At 53.3% G+C, this 11625-nt stretch carries 16 protein-coding genes; 15 read left to right on the top strand and 1 reads right to left on the bottom strand.

From position 1 onward, the window contains the following. Positions 1–4 precede the first annotated feature (4 nt). Complete coding sequence (locus PG5_RS22925) at positions 5–1090, bottom strand: tyrosine-type recombinase/integrase (RefSeq protein WP_020799518.1); 1086 nt, start codon at positions 1088–1090, stop codon at positions 5–7. 1226 nt (positions 1091–2316) lie between these two features. Here PG5_RS22925 and PG5_RS22910 point away from each other — a divergent pair. From PG5_RS22910 to PG5_RS22845, 15 genes are all read left to right on the top strand, one after another. Beyond that, the gene (locus PG5_RS22910; protein WP_155943745.1) at positions 2317–2790 is read left to right on the top strand and encodes a hypothetical protein; all 474 of its coding nucleotides are present in this window, start codon (positions 2317–2319) and stop codon (positions 2788–2790) included. Positions 2791–2884: 94 nt separating this feature from the next. Further along, complete coding sequence (locus tag PG5_RS22905; protein ID WP_020799514.1) at positions 2885–3373, top strand: RadC family protein; 489 nt, start codon at positions 2885–2887, stop codon at positions 3371–3373. Between the two features lie 260 nt (positions 3374–3633). After that, positions 3634–3888 (top strand): hypothetical protein, encoded by a 255-nt coding sequence (locus PG5_RS22900; RefSeq protein WP_020799513.1) that lies wholly within the window; start codon positions 3634–3636, stop codon positions 3886–3888. 425 nt (positions 3889–4313) lie between these two features. Beyond that, the gene (locus PG5_RS22895; protein WP_020799512.1) at positions 4314–4970 is read left to right on the top strand and encodes a hypothetical protein; all 657 of its coding nucleotides are present in this window, start codon (positions 4314–4316) and stop codon (positions 4968–4970) included. 191 nt (positions 4971–5161) lie between these two features. Then, the gene (locus PG5_RS22890; protein ID WP_020799511.1) at positions 5162–5452 is read left to right on the top strand and encodes a hypothetical protein; all 291 of its coding nucleotides are present in this window, start codon (positions 5162–5164) and stop codon (positions 5450–5452) included. Positions 5453–5689: 237 nt separating this feature from the next. Further along, positions 5690–5833 (top strand): hypothetical protein, encoded by a 144-nt coding sequence (locus PG5_RS34290; protein WP_155943744.1) that lies wholly within the window; start codon positions 5690–5692, stop codon positions 5831–5833. 246 nt (positions 5834–6079) lie between these two features. Then, complete coding sequence (locus PG5_RS22880; RefSeq protein ID WP_020799509.1) at positions 6080–6397, top strand: hypothetical protein; 318 nt, start codon at positions 6080–6082, stop codon at positions 6395–6397. A 102-nt stretch (positions 6398–6499) separates the two neighbouring features. Beyond that, positions 6500–6871 carry a hypothetical protein gene (locus PG5_RS22875; RefSeq protein WP_020799508.1) on the top strand — a complete coding sequence of 124 codons (372 nt, stop codon included), beginning with the start codon at positions 6500–6502 and terminating at the stop codon, positions 6869–6871. A gap of 596 nt (positions 6872–7467) precedes the next feature. Next, positions 7468–7626, top strand: coding sequence for a hypothetical protein (locus PG5_RS34285; protein ID WP_155943743.1), 159 nt, complete (start codon positions 7468–7470; stop codon positions 7624–7626). Continuing rightward, positions 7623–7961: a hypothetical protein gene (locus PG5_RS22870; protein WP_042955670.1), complete on the top strand. Its 339-nt coding sequence runs from the start codon at positions 7623–7625 to the stop codon at positions 7959–7961. Before PG5_RS34285 ends, PG5_RS22870 begins: the two co-directional genes overlap by 4 nt. Positions 7962–8030: 69 nt before the next feature. Continuing rightward, positions 8031–8816: a hypothetical protein gene (locus PG5_RS22865; protein ID WP_020799506.1), complete on the top strand. Its 786-nt coding sequence runs from the start codon at positions 8031–8033 to the stop codon at positions 8814–8816. A gap of 135 nt (positions 8817–8951) precedes the next feature. Beyond that, positions 8952–10079, top strand: coding sequence for a toprim domain-containing protein (locus PG5_RS22860; RefSeq protein WP_020799505.1), 1128 nt, complete (start codon positions 8952–8954; stop codon positions 10077–10079). Further along, positions 10079–10375 (top strand): hypothetical protein, encoded by a 297-nt coding sequence (locus tag PG5_RS22855; protein WP_042955669.1) that lies wholly within the window; start codon positions 10079–10081, stop codon positions 10373–10375. Before PG5_RS22860 ends, PG5_RS22855 begins: the two co-directional genes overlap by 1 nt. Positions 10376–10489: 114 nt before the next feature. Then, positions 10490–11215, top strand: coding sequence for a hypothetical protein (locus PG5_RS22850; protein WP_020799503.1), 726 nt, complete (start codon positions 10490–10492; stop codon positions 11213–11215). Positions 11216–11237: 22 nt separating this feature from the next. After that, positions 11238–11625, top strand: a 388-nt coding sequence (locus PG5_RS22845; RefSeq protein ID WP_042955668.1) for a hypothetical protein, incomplete at its 3' end; no start/stop codon positions are given.

The following is an 11625-nucleotide window of genomic DNA, read 5'->3' as shown; positions in this document are numbered from 1 at the left end:
TTTTTCAGAGTTTCCCTAGATACGCCAAGGCGTCCTTTACGTTAATGCTAGGTGCGCCGCTATTCTCAAGTCGTTTGCGGGCTATGTTTGCACCAGTCGATCTCAGTCCGTGCGGATGAATCCGCGTTGAGAATTTAGGTAGGCCGAGGCAGGCTGCGACGGTTCGAAGAACCGTGTTTACGGTCCGAGCAGACAATCGTCGACCATCACGAGAGCTTACAAAAAGGGCAGTGCAAGGCCTTCTGGGTTTGAGAAGCTTTGCGCGATGATCGGAGATATATTCGTTCAGGCTCGCGGCTAGCGAAGCGCTTATTGGGACTACCCTTCCGCGTGTCTTAAGGCTTGCCCCGTCTTTTCTTCGCTCCCTGTTGATATCGCTTGGGCGTTTGATGCGGATGGTTGGAGAGGGTCCAAGATCAACGTCGTTCAATTCTATGAGAACCAACTCGCCACGCCTGGCAAGTGTTTCAAGCATAACCAAAAACAGGCAGTGATTACGGGCCTGTGTTTGTACGCTCTTAAAGGGGTTTCTCGAGTCACCTGGACTTAACACGCTTTTGAGTAAAGCTTGCTCATCTGAATCAAGCGGGGTAGCAGGGAGCGATGGCTCTGATTGCTGCGCGATCTTAATGACTTTTTTGTGAAGGTTTCGGAGATTCTTATTTTTGTTTTTCTCAGCTTGACTTTGCTCCAGTAGGCTAAGTCGATTGAGCTCTACGTAATGCTCAAAAGAGAAGTCTATGAATGATTTGATGGATTCGAGCCGTCGCGCGCATGTCGATTGGCTGGCTTCCGCACCGCGGTTGGTGGAGCAGAGGCGTTCGGCCAGCGAGGTCAGCTCGGTTGAACTGAAGACCGCCAAGCGCTCAAGTTTTCCCTCCAGTGGGGAACCTCGGCTGAGAGCCCACTCATACGCGATAGCAACGTCACGAAGGTAGTTTTCGACGGTGTTGAGGCGTGATTTTTGAAGCAAATCCTCGGCCCAGAGGTTTGCTAAAATTACCGGAACTCCGTCCACCAGAAGGTACGGTCTGAGGCCGCTGGAGGCAGTACGGATCATTCGGATTTCGCAGAAAGGGACGTCTGGCATCGGTAGCTCCAGCTCTGCAACGTTTCAACGCATATACCATAAGCGTGGCTATTTCAAAGGACGGAGCACAGAGCCATTTCTGCAACATCCTGACCCGTCCAAGTCAGAGCTCAGCAGGTTGTTTACCGCTACCGAGCACGCACGTTTGAAGGGGATTCCGCCATCTATGGTGGATGGGTTGTCAGAAACGACTGCTCATGAGGTCCTCGGTCAATCGGTCGTGTATCCCGTGTTTCAGGCGGTTGGTGAAGCACTGGGTATGGCATTGAGTAACCAGGTTATCAATCCTGTTTACTCAGCTCTCCAGGAGGAGGGGATCAACAGCTACTGCATGCAGGTCTGTGGGGGCGGAGTGTGTGGAATCGGTCCGGTATGTCATATGGGAATCGATACCACCACCAACCTTCCACCGAAGTACGTCAGTGGGCAGCAGACCGAGCTTGCGATGTCGGTGTAGGCAAGGTGTCCAAAACTTTCCCCAGGGGGCGGCATGCCTCTTGGGGAGGTGTTTGGTGTTTCAGTCTGGGTGGTTAACGGCACTCGGAGACTGTAGGTCTCGTTTGAACGGATAACGCTGTAATTGTTTATCAACCCTGGCGGGCAGGTTCCCCGTCAGGGGCACATGTTCGCCTCGATCAGAGGTGCCATGTGATGAATGTAATTTGCCAGGCCGCGAGGATGATGGGGAATCGTAAAATCGTTCGAAAGGGGACTGCAAAGACCTCTGAATGCACGATTTTTCTGTGGGAGCTCGATGATGGAAATTCACTTGAGCTTCTGCGTAATGAGGCACCCACGGCGACTGCGCACTTTGTCAGTGTCAGGGAGAGGACGGAAAGGTTTAACGACCTGCTCCAGTACTACGAACGGCACGCCAAAGTCTTCAGCCCCGACCGCTATCTGGCGGCGTGACACAGCGACTCTTCGATCGTCCCTAACTCGGGGCGGTCGAAGTTCTCGCGCTACCAGGTAGGATTAATTTGTCGTATATTCACCGTGCATCTCCACCGGATGCTTCGGAATACAGCTGACCCTTCAGCACCTCTATTGACTCCCTCTCGTTTCTCGACTGCTTTCCCAAGCTGTGTTTGCGAAAGCAATTGATTCTTCACCCCCTGATGTCAGGAGGTGAGATGCCCAGTTGGTGGTTTACCAGCAATCACAATCCCTTAAGGGGCTTCAAGCCCCTACCAGGGGCATGGCCTCGCTCGCTCATGGAGTTCGCTATGCAAAATGTCTCTTACCACTGTGCTTTTACAGCCGACAAAATCAAAGTGACTTTGAAGGTTGACGCGTCTGATATGAAGAACGCGGTTTCGCTGTTCTTCACATCATCCATGGGTCTCTGTCTAATGCAGCAGTACGGCATTGGCACTGATATCCGAGGCGCGATCCCATCCACGGATTCGCTCGTGGTCACGCTTCAGGAGCAGGGATGGGCATTGTCTGTGTCGCCTGCAGAGTTTGAGCCTGTTCCCACAGTTGTAGTGCGTCGCACAACCAATGATGAAATCCTCGTCGAGAGCAATCATGCTGTCCGGATGCTCTATCTCGAGGATGACAAATCTGGGGATTGGGATCCTGATGACAGCAACTGTGTGACGCTGGCTAACACGGAATTGTGGCTAACGCGCTTTGATGTTTCACCCACGGATCTGGGGCCTGTACTGGCTGATCTTGAAATCGGGATTATCGCCTGAGCATTTTGGCTCTTGCGGACCTTAAACAAACTTTTAACCCATTGGGGGCGATCCCCTTATGGGGGGAGCCTCCATCGCTACCGGAGGCTCCACAATGTTTATCGAATCGGTCGACAACCCTAATGTTTTTCAGTTGCTCGGAGACACCGTCACGGCCGATGAAATCATCGAGGCCGCGAAGGAGATCATCAACAAGCGATTTGCAAAGGGTGCTCGCTTTGACAGTCCGGATCGCGCTCGGCATTTCTTCAAGTTCAAGCTGGGCGAGAAAGACCGCGAGGTCTTTGGCGTTGCATACCTGGATGCCCAGCACCGGCTCATTGCGTTTGAAGAGCTCTTCGCCGGCGGCCATCAGCATGTAGGTGTCCATCCTGGCGTAGTTGCCAAACGCGCACTGCAGCACAATGCCCCAAAGGTGATTCTGGCGCACAACCACCCCAGTGGTGATTGCAGCCCCTCGCCTGAGGACCTCACCATGACGGAATCTCTGAAGCAGGCCTTGATGCTTGTGGAGGTGACGCTCATAGACCACATCATCGTCGGCAAGCAGTGCTACAGCATGTGCGACAACGGTCAGATCTAAATTCTCCCCATCGGGTGCATCACATCCCGGTTGGGTTTCGTCCGGTACCTACCGGCTAGCTGTCTGATATGTCTCGCACCGCCCTTGGAAGTCCTGGGGCGGTGTAGAGACCGCTTCGGCAAGAGCATTGCTCAAGCGGTTTCACTCGAACCAATGTTGGTTCGAATTGAAAGCAGCTGCACTACTGTAGCATTAAATCAAACCGGCGGGGTTTAGCTCCCTGTCGGGGGTTAGCTCCGCCTCAACCCGGAGTTAAACCTATGAAAAAAAATCTTGGCATCATTGGTGAGTTCCTTGGCCACTTGGCCATGGGAGTCATTTTGTTTTCCCTGCTCGTGCTCGCGAGCCTTTTGATCTCGACCCTTACCAGTTGGGTGGGGGGCTTCGAGGCCGGTAAGGACCTGGTCCCAGTTCTGAAACTCTTGGAACATGTGATCTTGTACAGCGACTGCGTGTTCTTGGGCTGGTGGACGATCTATTCGACCTACCACGCCAGCAAGGCCCTTCTGGCCTGAACCGTTACTAACGGGGCGGCCTGGGGCATGCCCTTATGCAAACAGGAAAACTATTGGAGATGGCTATGAATGCATTCATTCGTGGCTTCAAGCGCGGTGTACAAGAAACCCTTCAAGGCTTTTGGGCACCCGCTGTAGCGTTATGGGATTTGCTAAGTACCACTACGGATAAATTAACCGGCGATGTAACGAAGCAAGATCGGTAGCCTTCCTGTTCCATGAAGCGACCATCCAGCATCAATAGGTGGTCGCGGCCCCTCACTATGCGGTGAGGGCCATATCACCACTCGGGGTTTACCCCTGGGTGGTTGATTCAATGACGACGCTGAGAGGCTTCGGCCTTTAGGCAATAAATTCACTAATCAAACCCCGCCGGGAACATGCCCCCGCGTTGGGGACATGCCCGGCTCCTTTTGGAGCGCGACATGAATAATCAAAACAACCTGGTCGGAAACGAGCGATTGGACCTTCAGATGGCGGCGGCGCCATCGCCGTTGGACCTGCTTAAGGTCGCTGTTGACGCAGGTTTGACGTTTGCTGATTGCGAAAACTATTTTGGTGTTGATTCAAGCACAAACCCTTTCGCAAAAGCCGCGCAAGCGATCTATGCAGATCGGAGCGATAACGACATCGAAATATGCGAGAGGACGGTTATCTCCCGCTGTGAGTACGGGGCTTTTGTAGGAGCTCGCGTCTTTGTGCGGGATGAGCAGGCCGGGTTGCCCGACATTATCGAGTTGATCGATGGGCTGGTGCGACACTTTCACACGAAACTTGGACCTGAGCTCTCACAGAGTTGCCCGGTCCAACACGGCAAGGTTGGGATGATCGAAGACTTGTTTACCAATCACGGTGATGAGATCGAATCCCTTTCTGGCAATGCTCCTGAGTCCATCCCCAAAGCAAGGTTCGTGTTCGCCGGAATTGTTGAAGAGAACTACACCTCTGAGATCATTCTTAACCTTGTTCGAATGGGGGAAAACTCTGGCTTTGATCCCGACCAGTGCGAAGCAATTCGCAACTGGCTCGAACACAAAGGCAAGCTTCTGGATGCGCAACTGGGAACTGTCCATGTGGCATAAAAACCCGCCTGCAGGGTGCCTAAAGATGTGTTTGTTCACGATGACCGTAATGGAATTCGTGTTCGCGCTGAGTCCATATAGGACGAAGCAGTAAAGGTGCAGCTGATCCCTTAATTTCAGCAATCCAGCAACCGCGGGGAGCCTCTATCCCTGCGGGGTAGGGCCTCCCGCACACAAAAGGAGTGTCCCTCATGGAGAACCAAAATAGCTCTCCGCATCAGAAACCCTGGTATGCGCCGTTGGTGCATTTCCTCGCTCACACGGTTGTGGGTTCCGGCATTTTCATAATAATTGCCACGCCTTCCGTATTTCTCGGATGGCTTGTCCACAAACTTCGTGAGTACCACGTCGCCGAGTTCACGCTCAGCGTTCTTACGTTCCTCGAGCACGCGATCCTGGTGGTCGATGCGCTTACCTTTCTGTCGTTCCTGGGCTTTACCTCGTGGGCTGCAGTCAAGGAGATGAGACAAAATGGGCATTAATAGCGGTAATAAAAGTTCCCTGGTTGAGCACTGCCTAACTGAGTTTGTGAAGGCAGCTCAGCAGGCCCCCGCCATCTATTTTGCTCCCGTTCGTGGGGCGATATCGGGTGTTATCTTTCAGTGGCGAAAGCTGCAGGCTCGTGACTCCGATGGTGGGACCCCAAAAGCGGCCTAATTCGCTTTGAACAGAGACCGATCAAGGTATATGCTGAATTCATGTAACGCGAGGAGCTGACCATGATTCGCAAACACCTTGTAGGTTTCATCAAAGGTTTCAAAGCTGAGTTCGTTGTTGCGGCGAAAGCTGCGCCGGCGATCTTTTTCGCTCCTCTCGTTGGGGCGATTAAGGAAGTCAGGAACCAAGCGAATAAAGGTCTTTAACTGTTGTCCTCGCCCCTCTTGTAAAAGAGGGGCGCTTCCGAATCTCTCCCGGTCTGGGGAGAGTGTTCGGTTTGGAGAACCTCCTCTAACGAGGCGAGTCTCTCAACCGAATCCACCTGCGAACAATGCGTTTCCAGGACGATAGTCAGCTGCAACTCTATGCAGCATCACCTTGGCACTCGCCATTCAACCCATTGGGACAATCGCTCCCGATCGGGAATGTTGTCTCTAACCACTGGAGGCAACATGAATATTTCACAACAGCTCGTGGCAGCTGGTTTCAATAAGGTCGCTCAGTCACTTCCTTTTCGTATGGAGCGCATGCGCTCAAATGGAATCGAATGTGATGAGGCGTCGTTGTTGACGACGATTGAGCGCGACGAGTTTCGCTCAATCAAATGCAGGATGCGTCTGGCAAAGGTCACCACGTTCGCTGAGCTCGAAGAGCACGGTCGACTGGTTACTTTGCTGGCGAGTTTCACTACTGAATCCAGAACGTGGCTTATGAAGCTACCGCTGTTGCGACTGCAAATCATGATGGACGCAGTCGAAGCATCCTGGTGATCCTACTTGCCACATCTGTGGCGTAACGCTGCATATGCAGCAAACCCCGTCGGGTTCTTTTCCCGATAGGGGAGAGGCCTCGACTTTCGTGTTGGAGGCTTCATGAACAATTTTCCGGTTTCTCAGATTTCCAATAACCCAGCGCTGGTTCTCTCGCATTTCAACGAGATCATCGAGCGCAGAAAAGCGGCACTCTTTCCTGAAGGTGCCCATGATGGTGTTACGGAAGTTCTGCTACTGGACAGGAGGGACCGTCCTCTCTACCTGGCGTCTCAAGTTGACGTTACTCAGCAAGAGATTGAAGCCAGCTACTGTGAGCGCGGGATCACCACCACGGCGCATCTTCGTGAATTCATTCAACTGGTTCACGAAATCTCGGCAGCATGTTCAACGATTGCTGCTTCGGAGCTTCGCTCGTATCACCTGGACTTGCTCCGGGCGATGAGGGACGAGATGGTTCAGAAACGTGCGTAGGTGATTGGAGCAGGGGGGATTCCTCCCTGCTTCCATCTCAAAATGCCGAGTGCTATATTTCAACCAGCTGTGATCAGCATCCTCTCGGCCAGCAGGCCACCGACCGACCTCAAGGGTTGTTTCGGAAAGCTCCAGTTTTCCCAAGCAAAGATTCTTCCTATCGCTCTGTTGCGATCGGAGAAGGCGTTAGCTGCGCGTCCCTAAAGCAGCATCAACATTGGCCATTCTGGCTAACCCACCCTGCAGGGGTTTCTCCTTGTAGGGGAGACCTTGCACTAAAACTAAAATTGAGGTGCAACATGTCTGACTTACTGAATCTCGTGATCATCATCGTCGACTTCGTATTCGACGTTATTTGATTAACGCGGCCCTGTGCCAGGCGCTCGCCGGACATTGGGTCTAATCCTGTCGTAACACCGTTGTTCCAACCATTCTGGTGGGGTCCTTCCCCACTCGGGGTGGGCATCTCACCTCCATTCTGGAGGTACTTCTATGATTTCTTCGCCTGCAAAGCCGATTGGAGCTTTATCACTGTTCGGCTGTAGCACGTCGTATGTGACGCGGGGTGACCTGGTTGTGAAGATGGAGCCACGTGTATGAGTAATGCACAGAAGCCCCTCCCGTCACCACCAAAGCCCCACGCCAAAAATCGGGTTGCTCACTATCAAGAGGCTCTCAGCGATGAAAGCTTTGTCAGCATGATGAGCAGCATTTGCGGCTTACCGATCAAACAGAAGGATGGGACCAAGAAATGAAGTCCTACCCCCGTTTGGTCGCGCTACTCCGCGAGACTATGACACTCACTACCGGTGAGGCTGAAGCATTGACGCGTGGCGTCGAAGCAGAAGCCGTGTCCCGCTGTGGAGGTATTGCGAACGTCGTTCGCCGTGCCTTCGCACTTCGACACTATGCAGCACTGCGTGCACTGCTCGCTCGTTACCCGAATGCTCGAGACAAGACTGCTTTCGCCATCGATACCGGCTTCACCGGCAAGCGCCGTGTGCTGGTGGATGATGGGAAGGTTGTTTCCCACGGCCATCTGGCCTGGGATGTCTTTCTCACTCGAATTAGAACGAAGCAAATCCACTGATTGACCAAACCCTATCGGGGCCTACATGCCCCAATAGGGGTAGTGGGCTCCAATTACCGGAGTCCCTTTATGTCTACTAACCACGCAATCAAAACCCTGATGCAGCGCTACCTGGTGTTAAACGGCTACCCAGCTGAGAACGTCGATTTTTCGTTGAGCTGTTGTCAGGGCGATGGTGCAAGTTTCACTGGTGAGTTGGATGTGAAGCGTCTTGCTTCGCGTCTTGTTCCGGATGTTTCTTCGACTGTCTGGGATGGCCTGGTGCTATCCGAAAAACTGGAGATCACCCGGGACTCTGGAATGCGCTACGTACATGAACGATCGACCTCCCTGAGTATCGATCCAGTTTACGTCGAGCTCACTCCAGCTTATGAACTAGGTGGACCCGCTCAAAAGGTTGCTCTTCATCGACTGGTCGCTGCGCTTGCCGATGATGTTGTGGCCACCGGTTCGGAGCTTGCGCACCGAGGGTACAAACTCCTCGATGCGTATGTCTCCGAAAAGACAAAGCTGCGCACCTTTCAAACTTCCAACTTTCGGGTTGATGTTTTTAAGTGCCCGGATGACTTCGATGTCTTTGAAACCGAGGAAGAGCTCGTCTACCTCGACCAAACCATCCAGCAAATCATGGATGGGGAGATCGAATGCTTCAGCCTCAAAGTCACCGTCACCATGCTAGATGATGACGGCGACGATATCGCTTCACTGGCTGAGCTTGATATCTACGGGTTCAGTCGTGATCCCTCGATCAAGGGGCTCTGTACAGACACACGTGATGTTGTGCGCGAGGCGATTGCTGAAGCGCGCGATACCTACTTGAAGCTGATGAAACCGCGGTTGCGGTTGGCAGCTTAACCACCCCTGGGGGGCTTTGCCCCCTCAAGGGGTGGAGTTCCTTCAGGTGTCCTATTCCCCCGGCTCGGGGCTTCCCCAAGCTCCCGTTTCGGTGGCTTGGGGAAGTCCCGAGTTGGGCTTACCTGGAGGTGCACTATGAGAAATTTGAAAGCCGAAGTTGTACGTAATGCGGCGAAGCTTAAAGGCTGGGATGTGATTTTGAGGGACTTGTGCCCTGAGATCGATTCCCGAGCGTTTGATAAACCAGGTCGACACACCAAGTGCCCTGTCCATGGGGTAGCTGGTCGTGGCGGCGATGGGTTCAAGTTCTTCCGTAAGGATTTTCAAGACTCTGGCGGCGGTATGTGCAACACCTGTGGAACGTACCCCGATGGATTCAGCTTGCTGATGTGGGTGAAGAACTACGGATTTGCAGATGCTGTGGCCGACGTTGGTGACTTCCTGGGAATTCGCTCGACTGAAGATGAGAATCAGCAGGAGAAGGTAAACCGGGCCAACGAGCAGGCGCTCGCGGCTCGTCGGAAAGAACTTGAGGAAAGAGAGGCTGCTTCAAACCTCTATCACAGCAAAAAACTCAATGAGCTATGGAAGGGCAGTATCCCGCTCACGCATGCAGATGCTGAGCCGGCCCGACTGTATTTGGCCAGCCGCAAGATTCTCTGTTGGGATCGTGAGGGTGTCGAAAGGGTGGTTCGGTTTCATCCGAGCCTCTCGAGCTACAACGAGGATGGTGAGTTCGAAGGTGATTTTCCCGGCATTGTCGCGAAAGTTACTAAGGCAGGGCTCCCTATCACGCTCCACCGGTACTTTCTAACCCAGAAGGGTCTGAAAGCACCCGTCCAGAGTGCCAAGAAAATGTGCATGTATCCTACCGACAAGCTTGTTACTGGCGGTGGCATTTTTGTGGGGGCTTGGGACAAGGAGGAAATTGATGTTTGTGAGGGGCTGGAAACAGCTTGGGCAATAGAAACCGGTACCAACTTCGCTGTGCAGGTTCACTCACTGGTGAATGCAACGTTGTTGGAGGGTTTCGAGCCTGGCCCTCGCACAAAACGCGTCAGGATCTGGATCGATAAGGACCGTTCCGGTCGCGGTGAAGAGGCTGGCATGAACCTTAAAAAGCGTCTCTGGGAGAAGGGTATCCAAGCTCAGATACTGACTCCGTCATTGCCGCTGTTGGAAGGCGAAAAGTCAGTCGACTGGAATGATGTGCTGGTGCAGCTTGGATGCATGGGGTTCCCACAGATGAGGAGGGCGGCTTGATGAGCGTCACATCTTATCTGTATGACCCGGTGCGTATTGTCACCTCGCCAGGCGCCAATGCCCTCGACCCATTCTCACCGCCCAGCGGTTTTAGTGGGAGCGCAGGGGATTACCGATTGCTGTTGGTAAGCCGGTACCGGGTACCGGCGTCACGTCGGTACATCATGGCCCATGCAAAGTCCCTTCAAGATGGACTCAACGTCATCTTTGAAGGGCCATACACAATGGAGGCTGCCGACATTCTCGAAAAGATTGTCGCAAGCGACCGCATGCAAGAAACCAAAAGGGCCAGCTAATTTAGCTGGCCCTTTTTTTATGGCCATGAGATCGATCAGGAGTCGGGTAGAATTGTCCGCTTGCATTCCAGTAAGACGTGCGAGTCTTCAAGCATCGCAATCGAGATCCGAACAATGACATTCAAAGTGGTCAAGCTCAGCACCTCAACAACAGCTACGCCAGGCCTGTACCAGGTCAAGTTCAATGGCGACGATCGTTTTTTCCGCACTGTGGATGTCCACGTCTCTAAAGACCTCGGGCCCAATGCCCTGGACTTCGTAGAACTATATGGCGCTTGGTGCTGCCTGATCTGGCTGGAGCTCGCTGGGTCAAATCGAACCTCACGGAATTTGAAGCTCGTGGTTTCCCGTGGCGCTGTAAAGCGCCTCCTGCTGGTGACCAGTTCCAAAGAGGAGCTCTACCAGTACGCATACGCCCTTCGGACACAACTCCTCGGTCTGGACAACATCTCAGTCGAGAAAGGGGAGGACTGGGTCGCGCTGGAGCATCCAGGCATCAGCGTGAAGTGGGACGGCGAGCCACCGCCACAGCCTTTCGTCGATAATCCTACGTTTGGCCGCATCTACCTCACGTACCATGCAGTTATCGAGTACCTGGATGAAACGAAGGGCGAGTGTAAGCTCGACAACGTTTTTTCGAGGCTGGCCCGGATCGTTCGGGAGGCGGACAGGGTAAAAACGCTGACTGCGAAGCAGGAGAAAGACAAGGCTCGCCGCTATGGTGAGCAGCAAAAGGGTGTGAGAAATCTTGGTACCGCGTCGGGCTGGCAAATAACTACTCGACCGACCACTGACGGGAAGGGCCTTATTGCTATGACGGTTTTTCAGCGAGTCGAGTAATGGGTTAGCGATGGAGAGGGTGATGGCGTACGTTGCGCGGGTGAGATCTGAGCTTTTGGCGCTGTTGAGATCAGTAGATCAGGACGGCTGGGAGCAAGCAAAGAATCTTTCCCGGGATGACGTCGTGAGCTTTTTGGTTTCAAGACCTCATATCATGCAAGGAATCTCGTACCAGATCTTGGGGGAGGCCGGGTTCGGGGAGGGGGCGTATCTTCAGAACTCGCGCGACGGTGAGGTCTACCGGCTGATTCGGTGTCAGGTCTCCTTCGATGAACGTGGTCTGCCGTTGACGGTTGGACTGATTGGCGTAAAAAATGGGCTCGATAATAGCCACGCCAACTTCATCGGACGGATTGATGAGTTCACGAGCATGGAAACTGGGCTTCAAATTTTGGGATCGGAAATTCTAG

The sequence above is a fragment of the Pseudomonas sp. G5(2012) genome (assembly GCF_000408945.1).
GTDB lineage: Bacteria > Pseudomonadota > Gammaproteobacteria > Pseudomonadales > Pseudomonadaceae > Aquipseudomonas > Aquipseudomonas umsongensis.
This window is presented reverse-complemented; position numbering and strand designations above follow the sequence as displayed.

Bases quoted from the DNA above. Each gene is read 5' to 3' on its own strand.
- PG5_RS22925 (WP_020799518.1), bottom strand. From the start codon at position 1,090: ATGCCAGACGTCCCTTTCTGCGAAATCCGAATGATCCGTACTGCCTCC.
- PG5_RS22910 (WP_155943745.1), top strand. From the start codon at position 2,317: ATGCAAAATGTCTCTTACCACTGTGCTTTTACAGCCGACAAAATCAAA.
- PG5_RS22905 (WP_020799514.1), top strand. From the start codon at position 2,885: ATGTTTATCGAATCGGTCGACAACCCTAATGTTTTTCAGTTGCTCGGA.
- PG5_RS22900 (WP_020799513.1), top strand. From the start codon at position 3,634: ATGAAAAAAAATCTTGGCATCATTGGTGAGTTCCTTGGCCACTTGGCC.
- PG5_RS22895 (WP_020799512.1), top strand. From the start codon at position 4,314: ATGAATAATCAAAACAACCTGGTCGGAAACGAGCGATTGGACCTTCAG.
- PG5_RS22890 (WP_020799511.1), top strand. From the start codon at position 5,162: ATGGAGAACCAAAATAGCTCTCCGCATCAGAAACCCTGGTATGCGCCG.
- PG5_RS34290 (WP_155943744.1), top strand. From the start codon at position 5,690: ATGATTCGCAAACACCTTGTAGGTTTCATCAAAGGTTTCAAAGCTGAG.
- PG5_RS22880 (WP_020799509.1), top strand. From the start codon at position 6,080: ATGAATATTTCACAACAGCTCGTGGCAGCTGGTTTCAATAAGGTCGCT.
- PG5_RS22875 (WP_020799508.1), top strand. From the start codon at position 6,500: ATGAACAATTTTCCGGTTTCTCAGATTTCCAATAACCCAGCGCTGGTT.
- PG5_RS34285 (WP_155943743.1), top strand. From the start codon at position 7,468: ATGAGTAATGCACAGAAGCCCCTCCCGTCACCACCAAAGCCCCACGCC.
- PG5_RS22870 (WP_042955670.1), top strand. From the start codon at position 7,623: ATGAAGTCCTACCCCCGTTTGGTCGCGCTACTCCGCGAGACTATGACA.
- PG5_RS22865 (WP_020799506.1), top strand. From the start codon at position 8,031: ATGTCTACTAACCACGCAATCAAAACCCTGATGCAGCGCTACCTGGTG.
- PG5_RS22860 (WP_020799505.1), top strand. From the start codon at position 8,952: ATGAGAAATTTGAAAGCCGAAGTTGTACGTAATGCGGCGAAGCTTAAA.
- PG5_RS22855 (WP_042955669.1), top strand. From the start codon at position 10,079: ATGAGCGTCACATCTTATCTGTATGACCCGGTGCGTATTGTCACCTCG.
- PG5_RS22850 (WP_020799503.1), top strand. From the start codon at position 10,490: ATGACATTCAAAGTGGTCAAGCTCAGCACCTCAACAACAGCTACGCCA.